Origin of the sequence: Pseudomonas sp. 20P_3.2_Bac5 (assembly GCF_025466035.1) — a bacterium.
In the GTDB taxonomy this organism is placed as follows: Bacteria; Pseudomonadota; Gammaproteobacteria; order Pseudomonadales; family Pseudomonadaceae; genus Aquipseudomonas.
This window is the reverse complement of record NZ_JANLOA010000105.1, coordinates 192,849-219,595: the sequence shown is the minus strand read 5'-3', so window position 1 is coordinate 219,595 and position 26,747 is coordinate 192,849. Positions and strand designations below refer to the sequence as shown.

Below are 26,747 nucleotides of genomic sequence, written 5' to 3'. Positions count from 1 at the left end.
CTGATGAAAAGCAAAGCCGCCGGGCTGCCCTTGAGTTACCGCATGGCCGTGGCGTCCCGCTGCCTCGCGGCGCTGCTCGGTGGCTACCTTTTGGCGGCGATGGCCAGCGTCTGCTTCAGCCTGCTGCTGCCGATTCCCCGGGCCGAAGCGGTGCTCAGCGGGATGATGCTGTCGTTCCTGTTCTACCTGGGGGCGTTCATCTGGGTCTTTGCTGCGCGCAGCGCGTGGCTGGCCTGGTTCGGCGTGCTGGCGCCGAGTGCGCTGCTGGGGGTGATCAACGGACTGACGTGGTGGGTGACCAACGCATGAAAGAGGGCTTTCGCCAGGCCATGGCCTGGCTGCACACCTGGGCCGGGCTGATTTTCGGCTGGCTGTTGTTCGCGATTTTCCTGACGGGCACGATGTCTTACTTCAAGTCCGAGATCACCCACTGGAGCCAGCCGGAAATCCCGGTGCGCCCGCTCGATGGCGCCGCCAGCCTGGCGATGGCCCAGGATTACCTGCAACGCAACGCCGCCGATGCCGGCAGTTGGTTCATCCAGTTGCCGAACGCCCGCGAGCCGGCGCTGACGGTGGGTTGGCGTGCGCCCGGCGCCGGTCGGCGCGATTTCACCGAAAAGACCCTTGATCCTGCCAGCGGCGCCGAAATCACCCCGCGTGACAGCCTGGGCGGCCAGTTCTTCTACCGCTTCCATTTCCAGTTGGAGATGCCGTACCCGTGGGGCCGCTGGCTGTCCACCTTCGCCGCGCTGATGATGCTGGTGGGGCTGGTGACCGGGATCATCACCCACAAGAAAATCTTCAAGGAGTTCTTCACCTTCCGCCCCGGCAAGGGCCAGCGTTCCTGGCTCGACGGGCACAACGCGATCGGCGTGCTGGTGCTGCCGTTCCACCTGATGATCAGCTACAGCAGCCTGGTGATCTTCATGTCCATGGTCATGCCGGCGAGCATCCTCGCCAGCTACGGCAACGACACCCGGGCGTTCTTCAACGAGGTGTTCGGGCCTCAGCGCAATGTCGAACGGGCCAATCAGCCGGCACCGTTGCAGTCGCTGCCGGCGCTGTACCACAAGGTCGGCGAGGCCGCGCCGGGCAGCCACATCGGCTGGGTCGAGGTGCAGCAGCCGGGGGATCGCAATGCCCAGGTGCGCTTCATTCCTGAAACGGGTCAACGGATTGTCCGCCAGCGTGGCGCCGGCTGGGTGTTCGATGGCGCCGACGGCTCCCTGACCTACAGCCAGATGCCCGAGCCGGCGCCGGTGCTGATCGCCGGCGGTTTCTACGGCCTGCACATGGGCGAGTTCGCCGGGCCGGTGTTGCGCTGGCTGTACTTCTTCTTCGGCCTGGCCGGCACCGCGGTGATCGGCACCGGGCTGGTGATGTGGCTGGGCAAGCGCCAGCTCAGGCACGCGAAGAGCGGCACCCAGCCGTTCGAACTGCGGCTGGTGGAAGTGCTGAACATCGCCAGCATGAGCGGGCTGATCCTCGGGATTGCCGGGTTCTTCTGGGCCAACCGCCTGTTGCCGGTGGGGCTGGAAGGACGCTCCGGCTGGGAGGTCAACGCGTTCTTCGGCGTCTGGTTGCTGGGTTTGCTGCATGCGCTGCTGCGTCCCGGACGCAAAGCCTGGGGCGAGCAACTGGCGCTGGCGGCGCTGGCCTGGGGCGCGTTGCCGCTGCTCAACGGCCTGACCACCGACGCTGGCCTCGACCATTCGCTGGCCGCGGGCGACTGGGCCATGGCCGGCTTCGATTTGACCGCCCTGGGCTGCGGCCTGTTCTTCGCCTGGACCGCCAGCAAGATGCTGCGCCCGCCGGTGCAGGCGCCAAAGCGCGCGCCGAAAGCGGCGAAGGCCGCGCCGGTGGCCGTCCGTGAAGCGGGGGTGAACTGATGCTGGCCATTGCGCTGTTTGCCTTCGCCGGTTCCGCCGCCTTGTGCCTGGCCATGGAAAAGCACTTCAGCGACCTGCTCGGACGCAAGCCTACCCCACGCCAACTCAACGGACTGCGGATCGCCGGCTGGCTGCTGATGGCCCTGGCCCTTGCCGCCGCGGTGCATCACAGCGGCTGGGCCATGGGCCTGGTCGAATTGTCCGGCGCGCTGATGGCCGGCCTGTGCCTGTGGGTGTTCGCCTTGCCGTACCGGCCGCGCTGGCTGCTGGGGCTGGCGGCGGCGAGCCTGTTGCTGGCGCCGTTTTCCGCACTGGGACTGATCTGAGCCGATGAGCGAACCCCTCGACCCGCCGCCCGCCGACGCCCCGGCCCGTGCCCGCTTTCTCCAGGTGTTCCTGGCGCAGCGTGCGCGCATGGAAAGCCTGGTCAGTCGGCGGGTCGGTTGCCGGGCCACGGCGGCCGATCTGGTGCAGGAGCTGTTCCTGCGCTTCTGGCGTCGGCCCCAGGTCGAGGTCGAGTCGCTGGACAGCTACCTGATGCGCTGCGCCGGCAATATCGCCATCGACCACCTGCGCAGCGAAGGCGCCCGCGAGCGGATCAACGACAACCTGCCCGAGCCGATTCAACAGGCGCTGGAAAGCGAGCCCCAGGCCGCGCTCGAAGCCGACAGCGACCTGCGCCGGATCGAAGCGGCGCTGCGCGAATTGCCCGAGCGCACCCGGCACATCTTCTTGCTCAACCGCATCCACGGGCGCACTTATGGCGAGATCGCCAAGGTCATGCAGGTGTCCCAAAGCGCGGTGGAAAAACATATGATGCGGGCCCTCGAGGCCTGCAAGGCGAGTGTCGCCGCAGAGCCCGAGCTGCCCCGCAAGCCTGGAACCGCGCCGCGATGAATGCTTCAGCCACCCCCCAACAGCAGCAGATGGCCCTCGACTGGCTGACCCGCATCAACGGGCAGCCGGCGCTGGCCGAAGGCGCGGCCTTCAAGCGCTGGCTGCTGGCCGATCCGGCGCATGCGCGGGCGTATCGCGAGGCCCTGGTGCTGTGGCAGCGCAGCGCGGAACCGGCAGAGCGACTGGCGCGGGAAGAACACGCCGCGTTGCAGGCGTACCTGCGGGCCATGGATCAACCGGCCGCGGGATCCTGGTCGCGTCGCGGTCGGCGCGTCGGCGGTCTGGCCGTGGCGGCGGCGGTGGTGCTGATGGTCAGCGTCGGCGCCGGTTGGCATCCCGGCGACTGGCTGCGCGATCTCGGTGCGGACTATGTGGCCGACGTCGGCCAACTCCGTGAGGTGACCCTGGCCGACAACTCGCAGCTCGTGCTGGATGCCGACACCGCTATCAGCGTCGATTTCAGCCACGGCCAGCGCCGTATCGAACTGCACCGCGGCGCGGTGTTCTTCCAGGTCAGCCACACCGGCGAGCCGTTTATCGTCGAGGCCGAGGGCGGCCGCACCGAGGTGCTGGGCACGCGCTTCGAAGTGCGTCGGCAGCAGGCGGGCGCGGAGGTCACGGTGCTCTCCGGCCGGGTCGGCGTCACCGCCGCCGAAGGTCAGCCGCAGCAGGTGCTCGGCGCCAGCCAGCAGGTGGATTACCGCGACGGCCGCGCCGGCAATGTCCACGGCGTCGACAGCGAAAGCCGCCTGGCCTGGCGCCAGGGCTGGCTGAATTATTACCAGGCGCCGCTGAGCCAGGTGGTGGACGACCTCGCCCGCTATTACCCCGGACGCATTGTCCTGCTCGGCGATGAACTGGCGGCGCGCAAGGTCAGCGGCAGCTTCCCCAGCAATGACCCGCTGGCGGCCCTCGATGCCCTCGGCGCGGTGGCCGGATTCCAGCGCCACACCCTGCTCGGGCGGGTCACGCTGCTGCGCTGAAAAAATATTTTCAGTTTCAGGTGAGGTATCCCGCGACGGCGTCCGTGTAGTGAGTGGAAGTGCGATTGATTCGCATATATGAAGGCTTCTCTCACAGGTTCATCGGCATGAAGGCAAGATCGGCGGTGGTTCACAGCATTTCTATCGGTGTGGCGGCGGGGTTGATGGTCGCCTGCGCGGTTCCGGCGTTCGCCGCCGAGCAGGTCGAGCAGGTCTACGCGTTCGACCAGCCGGGCAAGCCCTTGCCCCAGGCCCTCAGCGATTTCAGCCGGGTCACCGGGCTGAGCGTGGTCTACACCGTCGATCTGCCGAACCTGCAAGCGCCGGCCCTCAATGGCCGGCTCAGCGCCGAGCAGGCCCTGCAACGCCTGCTGGCGAATTCGGGCTACGGCTACCGGCGGATCAACGCCCGCACCCTGACTCTCGAACCGCTGGCCCGCGATGCCGGCGCCCTGAGCCTGGACGCCACCACCGTGTCCTCGCAGCGTGACGGCGTCGGCAGCTATCGCCAGCCGGAGACCAGTTCGATCATGCGCGGCTCGGCCTCGAGCATGGAAATCCCCCATGCCATCAACGTCGTGCCGGAGCAGGTGCTCAAAGACCAGACCCCGCGCAACCTCGACGACGCGCTGTACAACGTCAGCGGCATCACCCAGGGCAACAACTTTGGCGGCACCTCCGACACCGTGATGAAGCGCGGCTTCGGCGACAACCGCGACGGATCGATCATGCGCGACGGCATGCCCATCGTGCAGGGCCGCAGCCTCAATGCCACCACCGAGCGGGTCGAAGTGCTCAAGGGCCCGGCCTCGCTGCTGTACGGCATCCAGGACCCGGGCGGGGTCATCAACGTGGTCAGCAAGCGCCCGCAACTGCAACGCTACAACGCCATCAACCTGCGCGGCTCGACCTACGGCGAAGGCAAGAACGGCAGCGGCGGCGGGCTCGACAGCACCGGCGCGCTGGGCGACAGCGGGCTGGCGTACCGGATGGTGCTGGACCACGAAGACGAAGATTACTGGCGCAATTACGGCGTCCACCGCGAATCGCTGGTGGCGCCGTCGCTGGCCTGGTACGGCGAAAACACCCAGGTGCAACTGGCCTACGAGCACCGCGAATTCCTCTACCCGTTCGACCGCGGCACCGCGATCGACCCGCGCACCAACCGCGCGCTGAACATTCCTCGCGAGCGTCGCCTGGACGAACCGTTCAACGACATGGAAGGCCGCTCGGACCTGTACCGGCTGGAAATCGACCACCAGTTTTCCGATGACTGGAAAGCCCACGTCGGCTACAGCTTCAACCGCGAAACCTACGATGCCAGCCAGGTCCGCGTCACGGCGGTGAACCCGGTCGCCGGCACCCTGACCCGCAGCATCGACGGCACCCGCGGCTCACTGAGCACCGACCGCTTCGCCACCCTCAGTTTCGACGGCAAGGTGCAGATCGCCGGCTTGCAGAACGACCTGCTGTTCGGCGTCGACAGCGAGTACCGCAAGATCTACCGCTCCGACCTGATCCGCCAGACCAGCCGCAGCACCTTCAGCTACCTCAACCCGGTATATGGCCGCGAAGTCGAAGGCACCACCGTCAGGGCCAGCGACAGCGCGCAGACCGACAAACTGCGCAACGACTCGATCTTCTTCCAGGACTCCCTGCACCTGGATGAGCACTGGATCCTGGTGGCGGGCGCGCGCTGGCAGACCTACGACCAGCTCGCCGGTCGCGGCCGCCCGTTCAAGGCCAACACCAACAACAGTGATCAGGCCTGGACGCCGCATGCCGGCGTGGTCTATCGCGTCGACGACACCCTGTCGTTCTACGGCAGCTACAGCGAATCGTTCAAACCCAACGCCAGCATCGCTCCGCTGACCGGCGGCCTGGTGCTGGACTCGGCGATCGCGCCGGAAGAGGGCAAGTCCTGGGAACTGGGCGCCAAGCTCGACCTGCCGGATTCCCTCAGCGCCACCGTGGCGCTGTTCGACATCACCAAGCAGAACGTGCTGGTTTCCAACTTCGATGCCACCACCGGCGACACCGTCTACAGCAACGCCGGCGAAGTGCGTTCCCGTGGGCTGGAAGTGGATGTCAGCGGCCAGTTGAGCGAGCGCTGGAGCCTGATCGGCAGCTACGCCTTCACCGACGCCGAAGTGACCAAGGACCCGGACTTCAAGGGCAACCGCCTGCAGAACGTGGCGAAGCACAGCGGCTCGTTGTCGGCGGTGTATGACGTTGGCAGCGTGTTGGGCGGCGACCGCCTGCGGCTGGGCGCGGGCGCGCGGTATGTGGGTGAGCGGGCGGGCAACCCGGTGAATGACTTCGACCTGCCGTCCTACACCGTGGCGGACGCGTTCGCCAGCTACGAGACCAAGCTGGACGAACACAAAGTGCGCTTTCAGTTGAACGTGAAGAACCTGTTCGACAAGACCTACTACAGCTCGGCGGTGAACCGCTTCTTCGTGGCGGTGGGGGATTCGCGGCAGGTGAGTGTGTCGAGCACGCTGGAGTTCTGATCCTTCGGTGAATTTGATGGCCCTATCGCTGCGGTTCGGCGTGCCGACAAGCCAGCGATGAGGCCATCAGCTCAACCGCAACGCCAACCGGTAAGCCCCCGGCGTCGCCCCCACCGCTTGCCGGAACCGGTTGCTGAAATGGCTGGCACTGGCAAACCCGCACGCCAGCGCCACTTCAACCAGTGGCAGATCCCCGCAAGCCAGTAACTGCCGTGCCTTGGCCAGGCGCCGGGCCAGCAGGTACTGGTGCGGCGGCAGGCCGAAGCTCTCGCGGAACATCCGCGCAAAATGGTATTCGGACAGGTTGCACAGCGCCGCCAGTTCGCTCAGGCCAATGGACTGTTCCAGGTGGCTATCGATGTAATCCACCAGTTGCCGACGCTGGTGCGCGGCCAGCCCGCCCTTGCGCTTGAGTCCTTCACGCAACCCGACCTCGCTGAGAATCGCGTGGCTGAGAATCTCGTGGGCCAGGCTGCTGGTCAGCAGACGTTCGCCGGGTTCTTCCCAGTTCAGGGTGATCAGTTGGTGAAAGCGCCGCGCCTGCTCCGGGTCTTCGATGAAGTCCGCCTCGCGCAGTTGCAGTTCGCGCGGCTCGCGGTCGAGCAGGGTCACGCAGCCGAGGGCGAACTGTTCTTCGCTGATGTACAGGTGGGCCAGGCGGATATTGCCGTTGACCACCCAGTTCGAGACGCAGCCGGCGGGCATGATGCACAGCTTGTCCGGCGCGCCTTTGGTGCCCGGCCGTTCGCGGCGGAAGGTGCCGGTGCCGTCGGCGATATAGCACGACAGCGTGTGGTGGCTCGGCGCCTCGTAGTCGCGGGCGTCATGGCGGTTGCTCCACAGGGCCGCGGCCAGGCCGTCGCCGAGCTGCGCGCTGTGTTCCAGGCGAGCGTGGGGGGACGCGTGCATGGATTTGAAAACCTGTAACTGATCGAGCGCGGTCATGATGGCTACCTCCGACGCCATCCTACGCTTGTGAGGTTGGTCTGACAGCGGCCGACCCGACAAAAGCGCAAGTTTGTGCAAGCGGCCGGGCCGAACGGCGCGGGACACTGGTGGCAACCTTGGGAGGCTTGCCATGAACCTGTCGCTGTATCTGCTCACCGTGCTCATCTGGGGCACCACCTGGATCGCCCTGAAACTGCAACTGGGCGTGGTCGCCATTCCGGTTTCCATCGTTTATCGCTTCGCCCTGGCGGCGCTGGTGCTGTTTGTCGTGCTGTTGCTGACGCGCAAGCTGCAACCGATGAACCGCCGCGGGCACCTGGTGTGCGTGGCGCAGGGGCTGTGCCTGTTCTGCGTCAACTTCATGTGTTTCCTCACCGCCAGCCAGTGGGTGACCACCGGCTTGATCGCCGTGGTGTTTTCCACCGCCACCCTGTGGAACGCGCTGAATGCACGGTTGTTCTTCGGCCAGAAGATCGCCACCAACGTGCTGCTGGGCGGGGCGCTCGGCCTGAGCGGGCTGGGGCTGCTGTTCTGGCCGGAGTTGTCCGGGCAGGCCGCCAGCCATGAAACCCTGATGGGCTTGGGCTTGGCGCTGGCCGGCACGCTGTGTTTCTCCGCGGGGAACATGCTTTCCAGCGTGCAGCAGAAAGCCGGGCTGCGGCCGATGACCACCAACGCCTGGGGCATGGCCTATGGCGCGGGGATGCTGGCGACGTACTGCCTGGTCAGCGGGATTCCGTTTGCCATGGACTGGAGCGCGCAGTATGTCGGGTCGCTGCTGTACCTGGTGATTCCGGGGTCGGTGATCGGCTTTACTGCGTACCTGACGCTGGTCGGGCGCATGGGGCCTGAGCGGGCGGCGTATTGCACCGTGTTGTTCCCGTTGGTGGCGCTGAATGTGTCGGCGGTGGTGGAGGGGTATCAGTGGACGGCGCCGGCGTTGATGGGGCTGGTGTTGGTGATGGTGGGGAATGTGTTGGTGTTTCGCAAACCCAAGCCGAAGGTTGCTGTGGGTGGGGCTGTGTTGAGGTAAGGCGCTTCGCGAGCAAGCTCGCTCCTACAGGGGAAGGGATCGCGGTCCATTCTTCTGTAGGAGCGAGCTTGCTCGCGATGAGCGTTTACTTCCAGACCTGCGGATTCACCAGGTCCCGCGGCCGCTCGCCCAGCAGCGCCGCCCGCAGGTTGTCGATGGCGCGGTTGGCCATGGCTTCGCGGGTTTCGGCGGTTGCCGAACCGACATGGGGCAAGGTCACCGCATTGCTCAACGCGAACAGCGGCGACTCGGTCAGCGGCTCTTTCTCATACACATCCAGCCCCGCGCCGCGAATGACGCCGTTCTGCAACGCCTCCACCAGCGCCGCCTCATCCACCACCGGCCCGCGGGACACGTTGATCAGAAACGCGCTGCGCTTCATCTGCCGCAGTTGCTCGGCGCCGATCAGGTGTTTGGTCTGCGCACTGAGCGGAACCACCAAGCAGACGAAATCCGCCTCGGCCAGCAACTGCTCAAGACTCACATGGCGCGCACCCAGTTCCTGCTCCAGCGCTTCCTTGCGGCTGTTGCCGGCGTAGATCACCGGCATGTTGAAGCCGAAACGTCCGCGCCGGGCGATGGCCGCGCCGATGTTGCCGAGGCCGACGATGCCCAGGGTCTTGCCGAACACGTCGCTGCCGAACTGCGCCGGGCCGACGGTGGCCTGCCACTGGCCGGCCTTGGTCCAGGCGTCCAGCTCGGCGGTGCGCCGGGCGGCGCTCATGATCAGGGCGAAACCGAGGTCGGCGGTGCTTTCGGTCAGCACGTCCGGGGTGTTGGTCAGGGCAAGGCCGCGTTCGTTGAAGTAGGCCAGGTCGTAGTTGTCGTAGCCCACCGATACGCTGGACACCACCTCAAGCTTCGCGGCGTTTTCCAGTTGCGCGCGGCCCAGCTTGCGGCCGACGCCGATCAGGCCGTGGGCCTCGGGCAGGGCGTCGTTGAACTGGGCGGCGATGTCGCCCAGTTTCGGGTTGGGAACGATCACGTTGAAGTCTTGCTGCAGGCGTTCGACCATCGGCGCGGTAATGCGACTGAAGGCAAGGACGGTCTTTTTCATCGGCGAAATCTCTGCGGGCGGTGGAGAATGGGTAGCACGCTATCATTCCCCGCCGCCGCTGTGCAGCAAGATTTCAGTTCGCCACGCGCAGCTCGTGGGTCTTCAGGTCGGCCTCGTGGGCGGCGAGGATTTCCGGCAGGGAGTTGCGCAGGTACTCGACCCAGGTCTTGATCTTGGCATCGAGGTACTGCCGCGACGGGTAGATCGCGTACAGGTTCAGCTCCTGCAGGCGGTACTCGGGCATCACCCGCACCAGGCTGCCGTCGCGCAGGCCGTCGATCGCCGAGTAGATCGGCAGCACGCCGACGCCCATGCCGCTGCGGATCGCTGCTTTCATCGCGTCGGCGGAATTCACCTGGAACGGCGCCTGGGTGATGTTCACCACTTCCTGGCCTTCCGGGCCGTCGAACAACCATTTCTCCAGCGGAATCACCGGGCTGACCATGCGCAGACAAGCGTGCTTGAGCAGGTCCGACGGCTTCTGCGCGATGCCGTGCTGGGCCACGTAATCAGGCGAGGCGCAGACAATGCTGTAGGTGATGCCCAGGCGCTGCGAGACGAAGCCGGAGTCCGGCAGTTCGCTGGCCAGCACGATGGACACGTCATAGCCCTCGTCCAGTAGGTCCGGCACGCGGTTGGCCATGGTCAGGTCGAAAGTGACGTCCGGGTGGGTCTGGCGGTAGCGGGCGATGGCGTCGATGACGAAATGCTGGCCGACGCCGGTCATCGAGTGCACTTTCAGTTGCCCGGCGGGGCGGGCATGGGCATCGCTGGCCTCGGCCTCGGCTTCCTCGACATAGGTGAGGATCTGCTCGCAGCGCATCAGGTAGCGCTTGCCGGCTTCGGTCAAGGCAATGCGCCGGGTGGTGCGGTTGAGCAAGCGGGTTTGCAGGTGCGCTTCAAGATTGGAAACCGCCCGCGAGACGTTCGCGGTGGTTGTATCCAGTTGCACGGCCGCGGCGGTGAAGCTGCCGACTTGCGCGACGCAACTGAAAGCACGCATGTTTTGCAGGGTGTCCATGGGGCGCTCTCAAAGAAGACGACAGAATTGTGACATGAAGTAACTAAACCAGTCTTCCGACTAAAGCCGGATTATCGCCAATTCGGTAACAAAGATTCGCAGGAAAGCACGCTTATCGCCACTGCGGCGGCCCCCTAGAATTGCCCGGCCTCATCCACCTCTACGTCGGGAACTCGCCGCTGTGCCGCGTCGCATCATCAGAGCGCTGAATGCGCTCAGTGTCTGTGCCTTTAGCTTGACCTTGAGCGGCTGTATCGGAACCTGGGGCATTGCCCCGCAAAGCAAGACGCTGCAAGCCAATACCCTGACCCCCGACGCGGCGATCACCGAAGCTGCGCGCGATGCCCATTGGCCCGACCAGCAATGGTGGCGCGCCTATGGCGATCCGCAACTGGACCGCTGGATCACTCTGGCGATGAACGGCAGCCCGACCATCGCCATGGCCGCAGCGCGGGTGCGCGAGGCCAAGGCCATGGCCGGCGTGGTCGAGTCGGCGGAAAAACTCCAGGTCAACGGCGACGCCAGCCTGAAACGCCACAACTGGCCGGAAGACCAGTTCTACGGCCCGGGCGCGCTGTCCGGCGCCAACACCTGGGACAACAACGCCGCGCTTGGTTTCAGCTACGCCCTCGACCTCTGGGGACGCGAGCGCAATGCCAGCGAGCAGGCCGTGGACAGGGCGCACCTGAGCGTGGCCCAGGCCCGTCAGGCCCAGCTCGAACTGCAGAACAACGTGGTGCGGGTCTACATCCAGCTTTCCCTGCACTTTGCCCAGCGCGACGTGGTCAAGGCCGAACTGGCCCAGCAGGAACAGATCCTGGCCCTGGCCGAGCGGCGCCTGGCCGGCGGCATCGGCACGCATTTCGAAGTCAGCCAGGCGCAGACGCCGCTACCGGAAACCCACCGCCAGCTCGACGCCCTCAATGAAGAAATCGCCCTGGCCCGCAACCAGTTGGCGGCCCTGGCCGGCAAGGGACCGGGGGAGGGCGCGCAACTGCAACGTCCGCAACTGTCCCTCGCTGCGCCGCTGAAACTGCCGTCGGCATTGCCGGCGGAACTGGTTGGCCAGCGTCCCGACGTGGTCGCCAGCCGTTGGCAGGTCGCGGCCCAGGCCCGTGGCATCGACGTTGCCCATGCCGGTTTCTTTCCCAATGTCGACCTGATCGGCGGCCTCGGCTTTATGGCCACCGGCGGCGGCCCGCTGGAATTCCTCACCGGACGCAAATTCAACTACAACGTCGGCCCGGCCATCAGCCTGCCGATCTTCGATGGCGGTCGCCTGCGCTCGCAGCTCGGCGTGGCCTCGGCCGGCTATGACATCGCCGTGGCGCGCTACAACCAGACCGTGGTGGAAGCGCTCAGGGGGATTTCCGACCAGCTCATTCGCCGCGAGTCGATGAAGGAGCAGGCGCACTTCGCCGCCGAATCCGTGGCCTCGGCGCAGAAGACCTACGACATCGCCATGATCGCCTTCCAGCGCGGCCTGACCGATTACCTCAATGTGCTCAACGCCCAGACCCTGCTGTTCAAACAGCAGATGATCCAGCAGCAGGTCCAGGCCGCGCGCCTGAGCGCCCATGCCGGGTTGGTAACGGCGCTGGGCGGCGGCCTCGGCGCCGGTGCCGACGTGCCCGAACCCGGCAAACAGGACGCGCCCCCGACACCCCGCACCCTGGCGATCTTCGACAAAGCCGACCACGCAGAATGAACGTCCTGACCCTGCCGTTCCGTTGGCTGGCCTCGCTTGAGTGGCGCCGCGGATTCTTCCACTGGGCGCGCACCGACGGCGTGACCTGGGTGTACATCTTCAAGGTGCTGGTCGCCGCGTTCGCCACCCTCTGGCTGGCGATGCGCCTGGAACTGCCGCAGCCGCGCACGGCGATGATCACCGTGTTCATCGTCATGCAGCCGCAGAGCGGGCACGTGTTCGCCAAGAGCTTCTACCGGGTGCTCGGCACCCTCGCCGGCTCGGCGATGATGGTTGCGCTGATCGCGATCTTTCCGCAGAACACCGAGCTGTTTCTGCCCAGCCTGGCGCTGTGGGTCGGCCTCTGCTCGGCGGGCGCGATGCGCTACCGCACCTTCCGCGCCTACGGCTTCGTCCTGGCCGGCTACACCGCGGCGATGATCGGCCTGCCGATCCTCGACCAGCCGCAGCAAGCCTTCATGGCGGCGGTGTGGCGGGTACTGGAAATCGGCCTGGGGATCTTCATCTCGACCCTGGTCAGCGCCGCGATCCTGCCGCAATCGGCCAGTGCCGCCATGCGCAACGCCTTGTACCAGCGCTTTGGCGTGTTCGCCGGCGTGGTTGTGGAAGGGCTGCGTGGCGACAGCCAGCGTGATCGCCTGGAAAGCAGCAACGTGCGTTTTATCGCCGAAGCGGTTGGCCTGGAAAGCCTGCGCAGCGTGACCACCTTCGAAGACCCGCACATGCGCCGCCGCAGCGGCCGGCTAGTGCGCATGAACAGCGAGTTCATGGCCATCACCACGCGCTACAACGCCCTGCACCAATTGCTTGAGCGTCTGCGCTTGCGCGGCCCGTTGCAGATCGTCAGCGCCATCGAGCCGGGGCTGAAGACCCTCGCCGAGCTGCTCGACCCCTATGTCGGCCGCGCCCTGACCGACGCCGACGCCCTGCGCCTGACGCTCGAACTGGCCGCCTACAAAGAAGGCCTGCCGGCCCAGGTGCGCAGCTTGCGCGCGGCCTTCGAAGAAACCGGACCGAGCGAAACCGAACTGCTGGATTTCCACACCGCCTACGAGCTGCTTTATCGCTTCGTCGACGACATGCACAGCTACGCCGAGACCCACGCTTCGCTGGCCGCGCACAACCACGAACGCGAGCAATGGGACGAGCCCTATGTGGCGCAGACCAACTGGCTGGTGTCGGCCGCCGCCGGGGTGCGCGCGGCGGCGGTGCTGTTGCTGCTGGGCAGCTATTGGCTGCTCAGCAACTGGCCCAGCGGCGGCATGATGACCCTGATCGCGACCGTCACCGTGGGCCTCTCGGCGGCGTCGCCGAACCCCAAGCGCATGTCGTTCCAGATGGCGTGCGGCACGCTGTTCGGCGCCTTCGTCGGCTTCTTCGAAACCTTCTTCGTGTTTCCCTGGATCGACGGTTTCCCGCTGCTGTGCATGGTGCTGGCGCCGGTCTTCGTGCTCGGTGCATTCCTCGCCTCGCGCCCGGCCTACGCGGGCTACGGCATCGGCCTGCTGGTGTTCTTCGCCATCGGTTCGGTGCCGAACAACCTGACGGTGTACAACCCCTACACCTACATCAACGATTACATCGGCATGATCATCGGCATGCTGGTCTGCGCGGCGGCGGGCGCGATCATCCTGCCGCCCAACAGCCGCTGGCTGTGGAGCCGCCTGGAGCAGGACCTGCGCGAACAGGTGCTGTTCGCCATCACCGGGCGCCTGCGCGGGCTTGGCTCCGGTTTCGAAAGCCGCACCCGCGACCTGCTGCACCAGGCCTACGGCCTGGCGGTGGGCCAGCCGCTGGTGCAGAGCCGTCTGCTGCGCTGGATGTTCGTGGTGCTGGAAGTCGGCCACGCCATCATCGAGTTGCGCAAGGAACAGGCGATCCTGCCGGTGCACCCGAGCTACGCCGAATCGCAGCCGTGGCGCCAGGCGATCCGGGTCATGGGCCGGGCGCTGGCGCGCCTGTTCCTGCAACCGACGGCGAGCAACCACGAGCGCGCGCTGATCGCCGTGGATCACGCCATCAGCCGCGTGCAGGCCACCGACGAACCCTTCGCCCGCCACTTCGATACTTCCGCGCTGCGCCGGGTGCAGAGCTACCTGCACTTCATCCGAACCTCCCTGCTCGACCCTCAATCGCCGCTGGCCGAACTCGGCTCGCCGCAAGGACTGCCCCATGCTCCGTGAAATCGCCTTCCATGGCCTTTACATGCCGACCGTGACCCTGATGTTCCTGTTCGCCGCCGGCCTGGCCTGGGGGCTGGACCGCTTCATCGCGAGCGTCGATGGCTACCGTTTTTTCTGGCACCCGTCGCTGCTGCGCCTGTGCCTGTTCATCTGCCTGTTCGGCGCCATGGCGCTGACCGTTTACCGTTGAGAGCCCGTCGATGAAGAAGTTTTTCAGCCTGATCGCCACCTTGCTCGTGCTGGTCGCCGCCGTGGCGATCGGCCGGCAACTCTGGGTGAGCTACATGACCACGCCCTGGACCCGCGACGGCCGGGTGCGCGCCGACATCATCAACGTAGCTGCCGACGTGCCCGGCTACGTCGTGGACGTACCGGTGAAGGACAACCAGTGGGTGAAAAAGGGCGATGTGCTGCTGCAGATCGACCCCGAGCACTACCAGGTCGCGGTGCGCCAGGCCGAGGCGCTGGTGGCCTCGCGCAAGGCCACCTGGGAAATGCGCAAGGTCAACGCCAGCCGCCGCGCCGACATGGACAACCTGGTGATCTCCAAGGAAAACCGCGACGACGCCAGCAACATCGCCAACGCCGCCCAGGCGGACTACCAACAGGCCCAGGCCCAACTGGCGGCTGCGCAACTGGACCTCAAGCGCACCACCATCCTCGCCACCGTCGACGGCTACGTCACCAACCTCAACGTGCACCGCGGCGACTACGCCCGCACCGGCGAAGCGAAAATGGCGGTGGTCGACAGCAACTCGTTCTGGGTCTACGGCTTCTTCGAAGAAACCAAACTGCCCCATGTGAAAGTGGGCGCCGAAGCCGAGTTGCAGATGATGAGCGGCGAAGTGCTCAAGGGCCATGTGGAGAGCATCTCCCGCGGCATCTACGACCGCGACAACCCCGAGAGCCGCGAACTGATCGCCGACGTCAACCCGACCTTCAACTGGGTCCGCCTGGCCCAGCGGGTGCCGGTGCGGATTCATATCGATGAAGTGCCGGAAGGCTTTTTGTTGGCGGCGGGGACGACGTGTACGGTGGTGGTGAAGCCTTGATCGAGGGCCTGAGGGCACTGATGAAACCTGTGGGAGCCGGCTTGCCGGCGATGCGCCGCGCCGGCGGCGCCCGATCTCAAGAGCGCTGAAGATCTATCGACAGGCCGCTCAGCCCGCCACCCCCACCAACACCGGACACCCCACCCGATCAATCACCTTCCCGCTCACCGACGGATCCAGCAACCGGCCCAGCCGCGACAGGTGCCGGTGGCCCATGATGATCAACTCGCACTCCAGTGCCTTCGCCTGGTCGACGATCGCCTCCACCGGGTCGGCGGCAATCACACGTCCATCGCAAGAAAATCCGCTTTCACGCAGGGCCGCCACGGCGTCTTTCACCGCTCGCTCAGCCAGGTGTTGTTCGTCGCAGGCGGCGGGGTATTCCTCTTCTTCGCCGCGGGTGTAGGCGGCGGGTTTGTCGTGCACGGCGAAGGTGGCGTCGATCGCCAGCAGTACTTGCAGGTGATGCTGTTCCGGGCGGCAGTAACGACGGGCGAGGTCGAGCAGGCTGGCGCAGGCGGGGGAGGCGTCGATGGCGATCAGTACCGGGCTGGGCATGCGGGTTCCTTGGCAGGGGTGGAGACGGGGCATTTTCGACCTGTTTCGGCGCCCGGATAAATGGCCCGACGTGCACTGGATCATTGCACCAGACGCAATCCGCGGAGCTGCTAAGATCGTGTTTCCATCACGTCACCCACGGAGCCCGGCCATGCAACTCCCGGACATGAACCTGCTTGTCGCCCTCGATGCCTTGCTCGACGAGGGCAGTGTGGTCGGCGCGGCCCAGCGCATGAACCTGAGCCCGGCAGCCATGAGCCGGACCCTGAGCCGGATTCGCGAAGCGCTCGGTGATCCGATCCTGGTTCGCGCCGGTCGCGGCCTGGTGCCGACGCCGCGGGCGCTGGCGTTGCAGGAGCAGGTGCGGGTGCTGGTGGAGCAGGCCGGGCAGGTGTTCCGTGGCGGCGACGAGGTGGACCTGCCGAACCTCGACCGAGCCTTCAATATCCGCACCAACGACCTGTTCATCGCGCTCTATGGCGCGCAGTTGCTGCGCAAGATGCACGAGCAGGCGCCGCGCACGGTGCTGCGCTTCGTCCCGGAAACCGGCGGCGATGACGACACGGTGCTGCGCGACGGGCGCACCGACCTGATCATCAGTTCGACCATCGACCTCGGCCCGGAGATCAAGGTGCAGAGTCTGTTCCATACCGTCTATGTCGGCCTGGTGCGCCGCGATCACCCGATCTTCGACAGTGAGATCACGCCGGAGAGCTTTGCGGCTTATCCACAAATCAGCGTGTCGCGGCGCGGGCGGGCCAACGGGCCGATCGATGTCGAGCTGGCCAACTTCAAGGTGCAGCGGCGGGTGGCGTTGATCACGCCGAGTTTCCATTCGGCGATGTTCTCGCTGCCGGCGTCGGACCTGATCCTGCCGATGCCGGCCAATATCCTCAACAGCGTCGCCCGGCTCGGCCTGCCGCTGCGCTCGTTCGAGATTCCGCTGCCGATGGAACGGGTCACGGTGATGCAGGCCTGGCACCCGCGTTTCCACAACGATCCGGCGCACCGCTGGCTGCGCCAGACCCTGAAAACCTGCTGCAGCGTCGACCCTTGAACCGTCGATTGCGTTTGGTGCAACTGTAAACTGCCGAGAAGTCAGTTTTCGTAAGCATTCAGTGTTTCTAGACTCGCTCCAGTCAATTTGTTGCTGGAGATTTCTACTGATGACGTCCCTCACCGCGCCCCTTGCCGCGCCTGCCGCTGCCCCGGCGGCGGCCGCTCCCGCGCAACAGGCGTTTGGCCTGCGGGTGGTGGTCGGGCTGTTTGGCGTGCTGCTGGCGGTGCTCTGCGCCGGGCTCAACGAGATGGTCACCAAGATCTCGCTGGCCGATATTCGCGGCGCCATGGGCATCGGCGCCGACGAGGGTGCCTGGCTGGTGGCGGTCTATGCCGCCGCGTCGGTGTCGGCCATGGCGTTCTCGCCGTGGCTGGCGGCGACCTTTTCCCTGCGCCGCTTCACCCTCAGCGCGGTCGGCCTGTTCGCCGTGCTCGGGTTGGTGCAGCCCTATGCGCCGGACCTGCACAGCCTGATGGTGCTGCGAATACTCCAGGGCCTGGCCTCCGGCGCGCTGCCGCCGATGCTGATGAGCGTGGCGCTGCGTTTCCTGCCGCCAGGCATCAAGGTTTACGGCCTGGCCTGCTACGCCCTGACCGCCACCTTCGGCCCAAACCTGGGCACGCCGCTGGCCGGTTTGTGGACCGAATACGTCGGCTGGCAGTGGTCGTTCTGGCAGATCATCCTGCCCTCGGCGCTGGCGATGTTCTGCGTTGGCTGGGGCTTGCCGCAGGATCCGCTGCGCCTGGAGCGCTTCCGCCAACTGGACTGGCGCGGCGTGCTGCTGGGCCTGCCGGCGATCAGTTCGCTGGTGCTCGGCCTGAGCCTGGGTGACCGCTGGGGCTGGTTCGATTCGACGCTGATCTGCTGGCTGCTGGGCGGTGGCCTGCTGTTGCTGGTGCTGTTCATGTTCAATGAATGGTCCGAGCCGCTGCCGTTCTTCCAGTTGCGCATGCTCGGCCGGCGTAACCTCAGTTTCGCCCTGGTGACGCTGGCCGGGGTGCTGGTGGTGCTGTCGGCGGTGATCAGCATTCCGTCCGCGTACCTGGCGCAGATTCAGGGTTACCGCCCGGCCCAGACCAGCCCGCTGATGCTGCTGGTGGCGATGCCGCAACTGATCTCGCTGCCGCTGGTGGCGGCGTTGTGCAATATCCGCGCGGTGGACTGCCGCTGGGTGCTGGCGGTGGGCCTGGGGATGCTGGCGCTGAGCTGCTTCGGTGGCACCCAACTGACCTCGGAATGGATTCGCGACAACTTCTATCTGCTGCAACTGCTGCAGGTATTTGGCCAGCCGATGGCGGTGCTGCCGCTGCTGATGCTTGCGACCAACGGCATGAGCCCGCAGGAAGGGCCGTTCGCCTCGGCCTGGTTCAACACGGTCAAGGGGCTCTCGGCGGTGGTTGCCGGGGGGCTGCTTGATGCCCTCGGCACCGTGCGCCGGCATTTCCATTCCACCCACCTCACCGACAGCCTGGGCAACGCGCCCTTGCTCGACGACAGCGCCGCCAACCTGGCCCGGCGCATCCATGAACAGGCGCTGGTGCTGGCTTCGGCCGACCTCTATCTGTTTGTGGCGTGCATTGCCGTGGCGCTGATTTGCCTGATTCCTTTCGTGCCTGTCCGGGTCTATCCACCGCGCGCGGTGGCTTGAGCCTGGAAGAATTAGAGACTTGCCGACATGACCAACACACGCAAAAACATCCTTATTGGCTCGGTGCTCGCCATTGCCGTCCTCGCCGCCATCGGCGGTCCGCACCTGCTGGGCAGCGACCACCGCCAGCGCACCAACGATGCCTACGTCAGCGCCGACTACACCGTGGTCGCGCCGAAGGTGGCGGGCTTTATCAAAGAAGTGCGGGTGGAAGACAACCAGCAAGTCAGCGCCGGGCAATTGCTGGCGACCCTCGACGACCGCGATTACCAGGCCGCGCTGGACGCCGCCCAGGCTCAGTTGCTGGTGGCCCGCGCGCAGAGCGCCGACGCCCGCGCGACCCTTGAGCGGCAGGCCGCGCTGATCGCCCAGGCCGACGCCGCGCTCAAGGCCGCGCAGGCCGAGACGGCCTTCGCCAATCACGAAGTGACCCGCTACAGCCGCCTCGCCGAGCAGGGCGCCGGCACGGTGCAGAACGCGCAGCAGGCGCGCAGCCGGGTCGATCAGGCCAGCGCTCGCCAGGCCAACGCCCAGGCCGCGCTGCTGGCAACGCGCAAACAGGTGGACATCCTCGACGCCCAGGTCGCCAGTGCCGACGGCCAGCTCAAGCGCGCCGAAGCCGGGGTGGAAAAAGCCAACCTGGACCTGTCCTACACCCGCATTGTCGCGCCGGTGGGCGGCATGGTCGGCGAGCGCGCGCTGCGCGTCGGTGCCTACGTCAATCCCGGCGCACGGCTGCTGTCGGTGGTGCCGCTGAGCCAGGCTTACGTGATCGGCAACTTCCAGGAAACCCAACTGACCCACGTGCAGCCCGGCCAGCCGGTGAGCATCAGCGTCGATACGTTCTCCGGCGAAACCCTGCGCGGCCATGTGCAGAGCATCGCCCCGGCGACCGGTGTGACGTTCGCCGCGGTCAAGCCCGACAACGCCACCGGCAACTTCACCAAGGTGGTCCAGCGGATTCCGGTGAAGATCGTCTTCGACGCCGATCAGCCATTGCTGGAGCGCTTGCGCGTGGGCATGTCGGTGGAAGCCACCATCGATACCCAGGGCGACACCCTCGGCGGCAAGGAGGTCAGCGCACGATGAACGCCGTCTTTCGTGTGGGCCCGCTGCTGCTCGGCCTGGTGCTGGCCGGCTGCACCCTCGGTCCGGATTTCCAGCGCCCCGACAGCCAGGCGCCGCAGGCTTGGGCACCGTTGCAGGGCGATGCCGCGGCGAGTCAGCCGCAGGCCGAACCGCTGGAACTGCGCTGGTGGGAAAGTTTTCATGACGCCCGTCTCAGCGCGCTGATCCAGCGGGTTGCCGACAACAACCTCGACCTGCGCATGGCCAGCGCCCGCCTTCTGCAAAGCCGCGCCCTGCGCAGCAGCATCGCCGCGGACCAAAGCCCGTCAGTGGATCTGAACGCCGGCTATAGCCGCGCCCGCAACAGCGCCGAAGGCCTCAGCGACCCGTCCGGCAATTCCGGCAAGGCCGCCTACAACCTGTGGCAGGGCGATCTGGTGGCAGGTTGGGAACTCGACCTTTGGGGCCGGGTGCGGCGCCAGGTGGAAGCCGCCGACGCCACGGTGCAAGTGGCCGAGAATGATCGGCGCGGCGTGCTGCTGGCGTTGCTGGCGGAAACCGCTGGCGACTACATCCAGTTGCGCGCCGTGCAGCACACCCTGGCGGTGACCCGCAACAACCTGGATGTGGCCCGGCACAGCCTGAAGCTGTCCCGCGATCGCCAGGACCAGGGCGTCGCCACTCGCCTCGACGTCGCCCAGGCCAGCGCCCAGGTGGCGTCCATCGAGGCGCGTCTGCCGAGTCTGGAAGCGCGTCAGGCCGACCTGATCAACGCCCTCAGCCTGCTCGCCGCCGAGCCGCCGCGCAGCCTGCAAAACGAACTGCTGGAAGCCACCGACTTGCCGGCGCCGCAACAACGTTTCGCCATCGGCGTGCCGTCGGAACTGGCCGAGCGCCGCCCGGATATCCGCCAGGCCGAGGCTCGGCTGCATGCTGCCACCGCCAGCATTGGCGTGGCCAAGGCGGACTTCTATCCGAGCATCCGCCTGTCTGGAAACCTCGGTTTCCAGGCGCTGCAACTGAGCGATTTCGGTGCCTGGGATTCGCGCCGGTTCGCCATCGGTCCGCAGCTTTCCCTGCCGATTTTCGAGGGCGGGCGGTTGCAGGGCACCCTCGAATTGCGCGAGGCCCAGCAACAGGAAGCGGCGCTGAACTACCGCAAGGTGGTGCTCAGCGCCTGGCACGAAATCGACGATGTGCTACGCCTGTACAACGCCAGTCAATTGCGCCGCGACCACTTGGCAGAAGCCGTGCGGCAAAACCGCATCGCCCTGGAAACCGCCCAGCGCCAATACGTCGAAGGCGCGGTGGACTTCCTCAATGTGCTCAGCGTGCAAGGGGCGTTGCTGGCCAGTGAAGAACAATGGATCGACAGCTCGGCGGCGGTGTCACAGGCCCTGGTGGGTTTGTACAAGGCGCTGGGTGGCGGCTGGCAGGCGTTTGATGTTGCCAGTAACTGAAGATTGATAACGGTAGGAGCGAGCTCGAATGCATATTTCCCTGAACGGTAAACGCGCCATCGTCAGCGGTTCCACCGCCGGTATTGGCCTGGCCATCGTGATCGGCCTGGCCGAGGCGGGCGCCGAAGTGGTGCTCAACGGCCGCACTCAGGCGCGGGTGGACCAGGCCCTCAAGCAGGTTCGCGAACGGGTGCCGGCGGCGCGGATCATCGGCGTCGCCGCCGACCTGGGCACGGTCGAAGGCGCTCGGGTGCTGTTCGAGCAAGTGCCGCAGACCGACATCCTGGTCAACAACCTGGGCATCTTCGAGCCCAAGGGCTTCTTCGAGATCAGCGACGACGACTGGCAGCGCTTCTTCGACGTCAACGTCATGAGCGCGGTGCGCCTGTCGCGGCATTACGCGCCGGGGATGGCCGAGCGCAACTGGGGACGGGTGCTGTTCCTGTCCAGCGAGTCGGCGCTGGAAATTCCTACCGAGATGGTTCACTACGGCACCACCAAGACCGCGTTGCTGGCGATTTCCCGCGGGCTGGCGGAAACCCTGGCTGGCACCGGAGTGACGGTCAACGCCGTGTTGCCGGGGCCGACCCGCTCGGAAGGCGTGGGTGATTTCTTCGCTGAAATGGCGAAAGAGCAGGGCGTGTCGGTGCAGGAAATGGAAGCCAACTTCATCGCCGAACACCGGCCCGGCTCGATCATCCAGCGCCTGGCGACGGTGGAAGAAGTGGCGAATCTGGTGGTGTACCTGTCGTCGCGGCAGGCCAGTGCGACTACCGGCGCGGCGATGCGGGTGGATGGTGGGGTGGTGCGGGCGATTGCTTGATTCAGGCCTCATCGCGGGTAAGCAAAAAGCTTCATGCCTCCACGAACGGTGGGAGCGGATGAATCCGCTCCCACAGTACGAGGCGATCTGACGTCCTGTGCTTGCCAGCGATGAAGCCAGTAGCCCCCCTACAAATCCCGATCCAGCCCAAATTTCTTCTTCAACACCTTATCCAGCAACCGCGTCGGCAACCAACTCGCCAGCCACGGCAACGCCCGACTCCCATTCCCCAACCGCACCAGCGGCGGTGTCGGGTTTTGCTGCGCCGCCTTGAGCAATCCCTTGGCGAATTCCGTGGCCGGGGTCGGCTTGTCCTGCGAGGCCCGCGCCCGTGCCCGGATGCTTTCACGCATCGGCCACCACGCCGATTCCGGTTTCAGCAGTTGCTCGGCCTCATGCCCGGCGTTGCTGGCGAAGTTGGACTGAATCGCCCCCGGTTGCACTTCCATCACCCGGATGCCGAAGGGCGACAACTCAAGCCGCAGCGCATCGCTCAACGCATGCACCGCCGCCTTCGACGCGCAGTAAGCGCCGGCGAACGGCGTCACCAACACGCCGGACACGCTGCCGATATTCACCACCAGCCCACGGTTGCGACGCAGCAAGCCGAACAGCGAACGGGTCACCCCGACCACGGCAAACACATTGGTTTCGAACTGCCGGCGCATCGCCTCGACGCCGCCGTCCAGCAGCGGGCCCATGGCGCCGTAGCCGGCGTTGTTGATCAGCACGTCGAGGCCGCCGTGGGCGTAGTCGATTTCCTCGCTCAGGCGTTGCAGCGCCTGTGGGTCGTTCACATCCAGTTGGCGGGCGCGAAAACCGGCAGACGCCAGCGCCGCGACATCCTCGGCCTTGCGCGCCGTGGCCCAGACCTCGTAGCCCGCCTGTTTGAACGTGTCGGCCAGGGCACGGCCGATACCACTGGAGCAACCGGTGATGAGAGCGATGGGCATGAGGCGGTCCTTCGGCGTGGGGAAGAAACGCCGATCATACGGGATGTGCCATCACGCCGGGATGACTGTGTCGGTCCGCGGTCAACGGCCAACGCAGTTCTTGAACAGCACCCGCCAGCCACTCGCCTTTCGGGTGCTGACCGCCGTGGGCCGTGTGGGTGGTGGCACGGCTACCCGGTTATTTCGGCGCTGCACGAGAGGCTTCGCGGGGGGCAGGGCCGCCAGCACTCTACGCTGCTCAACCTCACTCGGACTGATGCCCTGGTCATGGGCCTCGAAGAGGAGGTTGATGCCGTGGGTATCGGCGTAGGTCTGCCGGACGCGCTCCCATAGCCCGGAGTCCTTCAGGTAGCCGATCACCTTTTCATGACCTCCCTTGAGTGTATTGACCAGATCGACGTACTCCTCGGGCGAAGCGACCGAAAGCCTGACCGCCGAATCGAAGTCACTGGATTGCTTGATGGGCTCGTAACGGACATTGCGCGCCCCTGGTGCCAGTTGGCCAAGCAGGGCCTCGACCGTGGCGGCGTTCGCCAGCGGTTTGTAATGGCCGGAGTGGTTGTCGAAGACGACGCCGCCATCGTTCCCGCTGCGGATTCGCCCGGCAAACAGCGGCAATCCCATCCCCGGCTGAATCCCCATGTGGCGCATGAAGGTGTTGACGAACAGGCGCGGGAGGTTATCCCGGTCCTGGAAGATCGCGATGGCGCTGCCTTCATCGCTCATCGACCAGTCCGGCGTGGCATTCATGGCCTGCATGCTCCGTGAATACACCGAGCGGGTGGTCTGGAAGGCCCTGCTGGCTGCGTCCCAGCGCAGTTCTTCGAACCAGCCGCTGCCAATGTCGGCGCCTTCAAGGGCATCAGCAATCAGAATATCCGCCGGAACCTTCTGCGTTCCCTGCTCATCCCGGTAGCCCAGCGGGTTGTTGCCGACCATCCGGTAGAGGTTGAGCCCGTCACCGTAGCCGGCAGGGTCGGGATTGATCCAGCGCATCAGCCACGGAGCGTAGTAACGCAGGCCGTAGTAGTAGAGCCCCGAAGCCTCACGTTCCTTGCCCGAATAACGGCGGCGCTTGCACCCGGCGTTGTCCGCCGTGCGCGCGGCCCAGCAAGCGGTGGCGCCAAACGGGTAATAGACCTCATGTGTGAGCAACGCGGCGGCTGCATCCAGTTCCAGGCAACTGGAGCCCAGGTGATCGCGCAACTGATAGCGGCACTGGTTGTTTTCGATACCGGGCGGCGGCGCCTTCGGCCAATGCAGGACGTGCACCCGGGCGCGTCCGGCCGTGCAAAGCACCACGCGCAGGACATCGTCGTCGCTGCCGTTGCGGTGCAGTTCCAGTCCCGGCAGATAACGCACCTCGGACCGCACGACACGGCCGCCGACCACCTGTTGTCGCACTTTGCGCAGGCGCCTGCCGCTGCCGTCCTGGATATAGCGTTCGTAGTCGCTCGCCGCGTCCTTGCGGCTGACGATGCTGAGCTGTTCGAGCTGGTTGCGCGGGTTCCACAGCAGTGTTTGCCCCGGCTGCAACTGGAGCAGGTTGCCGTTGGCATCGAATGCGCTATCGATAGAGATGGCGCCGGTGGGCGCCTCGGCCACGGCGCGATTGCTGTCGGTCGCGACGTTCAGGGTCTGGGTGAATTGCCGAGCGCCGAAATGCCGTAGCTCGGTCAGGTTGCCGGCTGCGTCGTAGCGGTAGGTCTGCCGGTAGTTGAGCAGGCGGGCGGGGTCGATGGGCGCGGGTTGCAGGTCCGGCAGATGCGGCCCGTGGTCGGCGTTGTCCTGCTCCCAGCCGCTGGCTTCGATCAGTTGATACAGGCTGTCGTAGCGATAGCGGTTGACCGGTTCGATACGCTGGTTACGAAAGTACCGGACCGGCAGGGCGCGGTCTTCGATGGCGACGAGATTGCCCACCGCGTCATGACTGTAATGCAGGTCCTGAAGTACCGGCCCCGAGGGACTGCTGCTGCGCAGTGTGAGTAGCCTGCCGTTCGCCGGATCATGGCCGGCGCGGCTGACCACCCCATTGCCTGCCGTTTCGCAGGTGACCTGCCCGAGCGCGTTGTAGTCAATGGCGCTGATCAGTTGGCGGGTCTGTCCCGTCGCGGCATTGAACAGCGCGACCGCCTTTTGCAGCCCGGCGAGGTCGTGGTTGAACAGGTGGCGGTTGCCGACCGCGTCGCTGCATTGAATCGGCTGACCTACGGCATTGAACTGGCTGGCGGAGCTGAAACCCGTGTCCTCCAGCAACAGATCGCGGGCAGTGACCTCCTCAGGCCAGTCCGGGTGATCGAGCGAAATCAGAAAGTGCCGACGCTGCAGGCTCACGCCGCCGCCAAGCGCGTAGCCGACAACGTGCTCACTGCCTGCGGGATCGTCATGCCGCAGCAGCCGGCCACACTGGTTGTGGCTAGCGAATGCCGGGTCTGCACCGGCGTAGTCGAAGCGCTCGACCACGGCGTCGGCACCCTGCGCAGATGCTTGGGCGACCTCGATGATGCGCAGCAGGCCATCGTGGACGAAGCGCGTCGAGGTTCCTCGGCCGTCCCATGTCCGCTGCGTGATGCCCGCGTCAGTGTGCAGTTGCAGCTTCCAGCCGGCGTCCACGCTGTCGCTCAGTAGCTGCTGGCCCGAGAGGCTGGACACACAGGTCAGGTTGACCTTGTCTGGCCCCAGGCGCGGATCGCCCGTGCGCCATGGGTGCCCGGCCGGGGTCCACGACTGATGGCTGATCCTCGCTTCGGCGGTGTTCTCGCTGTCGTCGCGGCAATACGCCACGGTGCGCACATTCAGGCCGCGGGGATCAATCACCGCCAGCGTCGGGGTATGGTGGTGCGGTGTGCGGGTAGGGAGCATGGACGGCAATTCCGGCGGGCTCGGTCGGTCAATAGAGTCTGTGCAGTTCCTTTTTGATTCTTTCGATGTTGTTGGTGCTGATGGTTTGTGGTTTGCCGCTGCTCGGCAGCAGCACCTGGGAGAGCAGGGGATTGATCTGCCAGTCCATGATGATTCGCGCCAGTTTCTGTTTTCGATCGGAGGGTTCACGGTGGTCGACGGTGAAATCGTAGAAGACGAACTGCGGCATGGACTGCGCCAGTGCCTGGATTCTGGGTTGCAGGTTGACGTAGGGCGGGCAACTGGATGAGCCGATCAGGATGATTCCCGGTCGGTCACGTTCGTCGGACTCCAGGATCCCGGCGAGTGATTCTGTTCCGTTCAGGTGACAGATGCTCATGGGCAGCCTCCTGCGGGGGCTGGCTTATGAAGGCTTCATTTAACGCGCTGATGGCATTTTGCGGTACTGGCAAAAATGCTAGTTGGCGAAGGTTCCCTGCAGGCGTTCGGCGCGGAATTCCAGGGTTTGCGGGCGATAGCCCGGACGCAGCGGCGGCAGGGGCAGGCAGTCGCTCCAGTTGGCGCCGGCCTGGAGTTCGCCGGGGCCGCGGTAGCGGGGCGCGGCGTAGGTGTTTTCGGCGAGGTTGACGCTGTCACCCGGCGCATAGGCCGCGACCCGCCAGTGCAGTTCCACCAGTGGCACGTCGTTGCCGTTGTTCATGCGCACCCGCAGCGGGCGCCCGGCGGGGCACTCTTGTGGCGCGTAGTCCACGCGCAGTTCCAGCCGTGCCAGTTGGCGTGCCTCGCGGTTGTCCAGCCAGACCACCCAGGCGCCGACCATGACCAGCCCGAGCAGCGCCGCCAGCGAGACCGGCAGCGCCTTGGCCGGGTAGCGCAGCAGCAGGACCAGCCAGGTAAGGATGAGCAGGATGCCGATGATCATGACGAGTACCGAGACGGAGGGGTTCCTTGATCCTAGCGGCAAGGTGGGCGGGCTGTCATGTTTGTCAGGGGTTGGAAGGGGGGCATGCCGAGGCAGGCCCCCGTGACGC

At 65.9% G+C, this 26,747-nt stretch carries 24 protein-coding genes; 16 read left to right on the top strand and 8 right to left on the bottom strand.

Features of this window, described 5'->3' with window-relative positions:
• The first annotated feature begins 3 nt into the window (after window positions 1-3).
• The 6 genes from NTD88_RS19765 (at window position 4) to NTD88_RS19740 (ending at window position 6,282) form a co-directional block, all read left to right on the top strand.
• Window positions 4-309: a DUF3649 domain-containing protein gene (locus NTD88_RS19765; protein ID WP_262128153.1), complete on the top strand. Its 306-nt coding sequence runs from the start codon at window positions 4-6 to the stop codon at window positions 307-309.
• Window positions 306-1,889: a PepSY-associated TM helix domain-containing protein gene (locus tag NTD88_RS19760; RefSeq protein ID WP_262154597.1), complete on the top strand. Its 1,584-nt coding sequence runs from the start codon at window positions 306-308 to the stop codon at window positions 1,887-1,889. The genes NTD88_RS19765 and NTD88_RS19760 overlap by 4 nt, the downstream gene beginning before the upstream one ends.
• Window positions 1,889-2,215 carry a DUF3325 domain-containing protein gene (locus NTD88_RS19755; RefSeq protein WP_262154540.1) on the top strand — a complete coding sequence of 109 codons (327 nt, stop codon included), beginning with the start codon at window positions 1,889-1,891 and terminating at the stop codon, window positions 2,213-2,215. Before NTD88_RS19760 ends, NTD88_RS19755 begins: the two co-directional genes overlap by 1 nt.
• Before the next feature lie 4 nt (window positions 2,216-2,219).
• Window positions 2,220-2,786 (top strand): RNA polymerase sigma factor, encoded by a 567-nt coding sequence (locus NTD88_RS19750; RefSeq protein WP_095154514.1) that lies wholly within the window; start codon window positions 2,220-2,222, stop codon window positions 2,784-2,786.
• Window positions 2,783-3,769 (top strand): FecR family protein, encoded by a 987-nt coding sequence (locus NTD88_RS19745; RefSeq protein ID WP_262154539.1) that lies wholly within the window; start codon window positions 2,783-2,785, stop codon window positions 3,767-3,769. The genes NTD88_RS19750 and NTD88_RS19745 overlap by 4 nt, the downstream gene beginning before the upstream one ends.
• Before the next feature lie 164 nt (window positions 3,770-3,933).
• Entirely contained in the window at window positions 3,934-6,282 is a 2,349-nt protein-coding gene (locus NTD88_RS19740; RefSeq protein WP_262154596.1) for a TonB-dependent siderophore receptor, read from the top strand.
• A 66-nt stretch (window positions 6,283-6,348) separates the two neighbouring features.
• Here the strand turns inward: NTD88_RS19740 and NTD88_RS19735 are convergent, their stop codons facing one another.
• Entirely contained in the window at window positions 6,349-7,227 is an 879-nt protein-coding gene (locus NTD88_RS19735; protein ID WP_095154518.1) for a helix-turn-helix domain-containing protein, read from the bottom strand.
• A 133-nt stretch (window positions 7,228-7,360) separates the two neighbouring features.
• Here NTD88_RS19735 and NTD88_RS19730 point away from each other — a divergent pair, with 133 nt between their 5' ends.
• Window positions 7,361-8,263 carry a DMT family transporter gene (locus tag NTD88_RS19730; RefSeq protein WP_095154520.1) on the top strand — a complete coding sequence of 301 codons (903 nt, stop codon included), beginning with the start codon at window positions 7,361-7,363 and terminating at the stop codon, window positions 8,261-8,263.
• Between the two features lie 85 nt (window positions 8,264-8,348).
• Here NTD88_RS19730 and NTD88_RS19725 read toward each other — a convergent pair whose 3' ends face one another.
• Window positions 8,349-9,320: a 2-hydroxyacid dehydrogenase gene (locus NTD88_RS19725; protein WP_262154538.1), complete on the bottom strand. Its 972-nt coding sequence runs from the start codon at window positions 9,318-9,320 to the stop codon at window positions 8,349-8,351.
• A 73-nt stretch (window positions 9,321-9,393) separates the two neighbouring features.
• Complete coding sequence (locus NTD88_RS19720) at window positions 9,394-10,341, bottom strand: LysR family transcriptional regulator (protein WP_095154524.1); 948 nt, start codon at window positions 10,339-10,341, stop codon at window positions 9,394-9,396.
• 181 nt (window positions 10,342-10,522) lie between these two features.
• Here NTD88_RS19720 and NTD88_RS19715 point away from each other — a divergent pair, with 181 nt between their 5' ends.
• The 4 genes from NTD88_RS19715 to NTD88_RS19700 are packed head-to-tail and all read left to right on the top strand — an operon-like array spanning window position 10,523 to window position 15,284.
• Window positions 10,523-12,049: an efflux transporter outer membrane subunit gene (locus NTD88_RS19715; RefSeq protein ID WP_262154537.1), complete on the top strand. Its 1,527-nt coding sequence runs from the start codon at window positions 10,523-10,525 to the stop codon at window positions 12,047-12,049.
• Window positions 12,046-14,232: an FUSC family protein gene (locus NTD88_RS19710; RefSeq protein WP_262154536.1), complete on the top strand. Its 2,187-nt coding sequence runs from the start codon at window positions 12,046-12,048 to the stop codon at window positions 14,230-14,232. The genes NTD88_RS19715 and NTD88_RS19710 overlap by 4 nt, the downstream gene beginning before the upstream one ends.
• Window positions 14,222-14,422, top strand: coding sequence for a DUF1656 domain-containing protein (locus NTD88_RS19705; RefSeq protein ID WP_095154530.1), 201 nt, complete (start codon window positions 14,222-14,224; stop codon window positions 14,420-14,422). The genes NTD88_RS19710 and NTD88_RS19705 overlap by 11 nt, the downstream gene beginning before the upstream one ends.
• A gap of 10 nt (window positions 14,423-14,432) precedes the next feature.
• Complete coding sequence (locus NTD88_RS19700; protein ID WP_262154535.1) at window positions 14,433-15,284, top strand: HlyD family secretion protein; 852 nt, start codon at window positions 14,433-14,435, stop codon at window positions 15,282-15,284.
• A gap of 108 nt (window positions 15,285-15,392) precedes the next feature.
• On the opposite strand, the gene NTD88_RS19695 is transcribed toward NTD88_RS19700, so the two are convergent.
• Window positions 15,393-15,842 (bottom strand): universal stress protein, encoded by a 450-nt coding sequence (locus NTD88_RS19695; protein ID WP_262154534.1) that lies wholly within the window; start codon window positions 15,840-15,842, stop codon window positions 15,393-15,395.
• A 151-nt stretch (window positions 15,843-15,993) separates the two neighbouring features.
• On the opposite strand from NTD88_RS19695, the gene NTD88_RS19690 reads away from it, so the two are divergent.
• From NTD88_RS19690 to NTD88_RS19670, 5 genes are all read left to right on the top strand, one after another.
• Window positions 15,994-16,899, top strand: coding sequence for a LysR family transcriptional regulator (locus NTD88_RS19690; protein WP_095154536.1), 906 nt, complete (start codon window positions 15,994-15,996; stop codon window positions 16,897-16,899).
• A 109-nt stretch (window positions 16,900-17,008) separates the two neighbouring features.
• Window positions 17,009-18,550 (top strand): MFS transporter, encoded by a 1,542-nt coding sequence (locus NTD88_RS19685; RefSeq protein ID WP_262154533.1) that lies wholly within the window; start codon window positions 17,009-17,011, stop codon window positions 18,548-18,550.
• 27 nt (window positions 18,551-18,577) lie between these two features.
• Window positions 18,578-19,639, top strand: coding sequence for an HlyD family secretion protein (locus tag NTD88_RS19680; protein WP_262154532.1), 1,062 nt, complete (start codon window positions 18,578-18,580; stop codon window positions 19,637-19,639).
• Window positions 19,636-21,078, top strand: a complete 1,443-nt coding sequence (locus tag NTD88_RS19675) for an efflux transporter outer membrane subunit (protein ID WP_262154531.1) — start codon at window positions 19,636-19,638, stop codon at window positions 21,076-21,078. The genes NTD88_RS19680 and NTD88_RS19675 overlap by 4 nt, the downstream gene beginning before the upstream one ends.
• A gap of 28 nt (window positions 21,079-21,106) precedes the next feature.
• Window positions 21,107-21,901, top strand: coding sequence for an SDR family NAD(P)-dependent oxidoreductase (locus NTD88_RS19670; RefSeq protein ID WP_095154544.1), 795 nt, complete (start codon window positions 21,107-21,109; stop codon window positions 21,899-21,901).
• 128 nt (window positions 21,902-22,029) lie between these two features.
• Here the strand turns inward: NTD88_RS19670 and NTD88_RS19665 are convergent, their stop codons facing one another.
• The 4 genes from NTD88_RS19665 to NTD88_RS19650 form a co-directional block, all read right to left on the bottom strand.
• The gene (locus NTD88_RS19665) at window positions 22,030-22,854 is read right to left on the bottom strand and encodes an SDR family oxidoreductase (RefSeq protein WP_262154530.1); all 825 of its coding nucleotides are present in this window, start codon (window positions 22,852-22,854) and stop codon (window positions 22,030-22,032) included.
• An 81-nt stretch (window positions 22,855-22,935) separates the two neighbouring features.
• Window positions 22,936-25,716: an RHS repeat-associated core domain-containing protein gene (locus NTD88_RS19660; protein WP_262154529.1), complete on the bottom strand. Its 2,781-nt coding sequence runs from the start codon at window positions 25,714-25,716 to the stop codon at window positions 22,936-22,938.
• Window positions 25,717-25,744: 28 nt separating this feature from the next.
• Window positions 25,745-26,095 (bottom strand): hypothetical protein, encoded by a 351-nt coding sequence (locus NTD88_RS19655; RefSeq protein WP_095154550.1) that lies wholly within the window; start codon window positions 26,093-26,095, stop codon window positions 25,745-25,747.
• Between the two features lie 78 nt (window positions 26,096-26,173).
• Window positions 26,174-26,638, bottom strand: a complete 465-nt coding sequence (locus tag NTD88_RS19650; protein WP_262154528.1) for a multidrug transporter — start codon at window positions 26,636-26,638, stop codon at window positions 26,174-26,176.
• Window positions 26,639-26,747 lie beyond the last annotated feature (109 nt).

Bases quoted from the DNA above. Each gene is read 5' to 3' on its own strand.
- NTD88_RS19730 (WP_095154520.1), top strand. From the start codon at position 7,361: ATGAACCTGTCGCTGTATCTGCTCACCGTGCTCATCTGGGGCACCACC.
- NTD88_RS19675 (WP_262154531.1), top strand. From the start codon at position 19,636: ATGAACGCCGTCTTTCGTGTGGGCCCGCTGCTGCTCGGCCTGGTGCTG.
- NTD88_RS19705 (WP_095154530.1), top strand. From the start codon at position 14,222: ATGCTCCGTGAAATCGCCTTCCATGGCCTTTACATGCCGACCGTGACC.
- NTD88_RS19735 (WP_095154518.1), bottom strand. From the start codon at position 7,227: ATGACCGCGCTCGATCAGTTACAGGTTTTCAAATCCATGCACGCGTCC.
- NTD88_RS19750 (WP_095154514.1), top strand. From the start codon at position 2,220: ATGAGCGAACCCCTCGACCCGCCGCCCGCCGACGCCCCGGCCCGTGCC.
- NTD88_RS19650 (WP_262154528.1), bottom strand. From the start codon at position 26,638: ATGATCATCGGCATCCTGCTCATCCTTACCTGGCTGGTCCTGCTGCTG.
- NTD88_RS19690 (WP_095154536.1), top strand. From the start codon at position 15,994: ATGCAACTCCCGGACATGAACCTGCTTGTCGCCCTCGATGCCTTGCTC.
- NTD88_RS19745 (WP_262154539.1), top strand. From the start codon at position 2,783: ATGAATGCTTCAGCCACCCCCCAACAGCAGCAGATGGCCCTCGACTGG.
- NTD88_RS19665 (WP_262154530.1), bottom strand. From the start codon at position 22,854: ATGCCCATCGCTCTCATCACCGGTTGCTCCAGTGGTATCGGCCGTGCC.
- NTD88_RS19725 (WP_262154538.1), bottom strand. From the start codon at position 9,320: ATGAAAAAGACCGTCCTTGCCTTCAGTCGCATTACCGCGCCGATGGTC.
- NTD88_RS19755 (WP_262154540.1), top strand. From the start codon at position 1,889: ATGCTGGCCATTGCGCTGTTTGCCTTCGCCGGTTCCGCCGCCTTGTGC.
- NTD88_RS19660 (WP_262154529.1), bottom strand. From the start codon at position 25,716: ATGCTCCCTACCCGCACACCGCACCACCATACCCCGACGCTGGCGGTG.
- NTD88_RS19765 (WP_262128153.1), top strand. From the start codon at position 4: ATGAAAAGCAAAGCCGCCGGGCTGCCCTTGAGTTACCGCATGGCCGTG.
- NTD88_RS19655 (WP_095154550.1), bottom strand. From the start codon at position 26,095: ATGAGCATCTGTCACCTGAACGGAACAGAATCACTCGCCGGGATCCTG.
- NTD88_RS19680 (WP_262154532.1), top strand. From the start codon at position 18,578: ATGACCAACACACGCAAAAACATCCTTATTGGCTCGGTGCTCGCCATT.
- NTD88_RS19720 (WP_095154524.1), bottom strand. From the start codon at position 10,341: ATGGACACCCTGCAAAACATGCGTGCTTTCAGTTGCGTCGCGCAAGTC.
- NTD88_RS19695 (WP_262154534.1), bottom strand. From the start codon at position 15,842: ATGCCCAGCCCGGTACTGATCGCCATCGACGCCTCCCCCGCCTGCGCC.
- NTD88_RS19760 (WP_262154597.1), top strand. From the start codon at position 306: ATGAAAGAGGGCTTTCGCCAGGCCATGGCCTGGCTGCACACCTGGGCC.
- NTD88_RS19670 (WP_095154544.1), top strand. From the start codon at position 21,107: ATGCATATTTCCCTGAACGGTAAACGCGCCATCGTCAGCGGTTCCACC.
- NTD88_RS19710 (WP_262154536.1), top strand. From the start codon at position 12,046: ATGAACGTCCTGACCCTGCCGTTCCGTTGGCTGGCCTCGCTTGAGTGG.
- NTD88_RS19700 (WP_262154535.1), top strand. From the start codon at position 14,433: ATGAAGAAGTTTTTCAGCCTGATCGCCACCTTGCTCGTGCTGGTCGCC.
- NTD88_RS19685 (WP_262154533.1), top strand. From the start codon at position 17,009: ATGACGTCCCTCACCGCGCCCCTTGCCGCGCCTGCCGCTGCCCCGGCG.
- NTD88_RS19740 (WP_262154596.1), top strand. From the start codon at position 3,934: ATGGTCGCCTGCGCGGTTCCGGCGTTCGCCGCCGAGCAGGTCGAGCAG.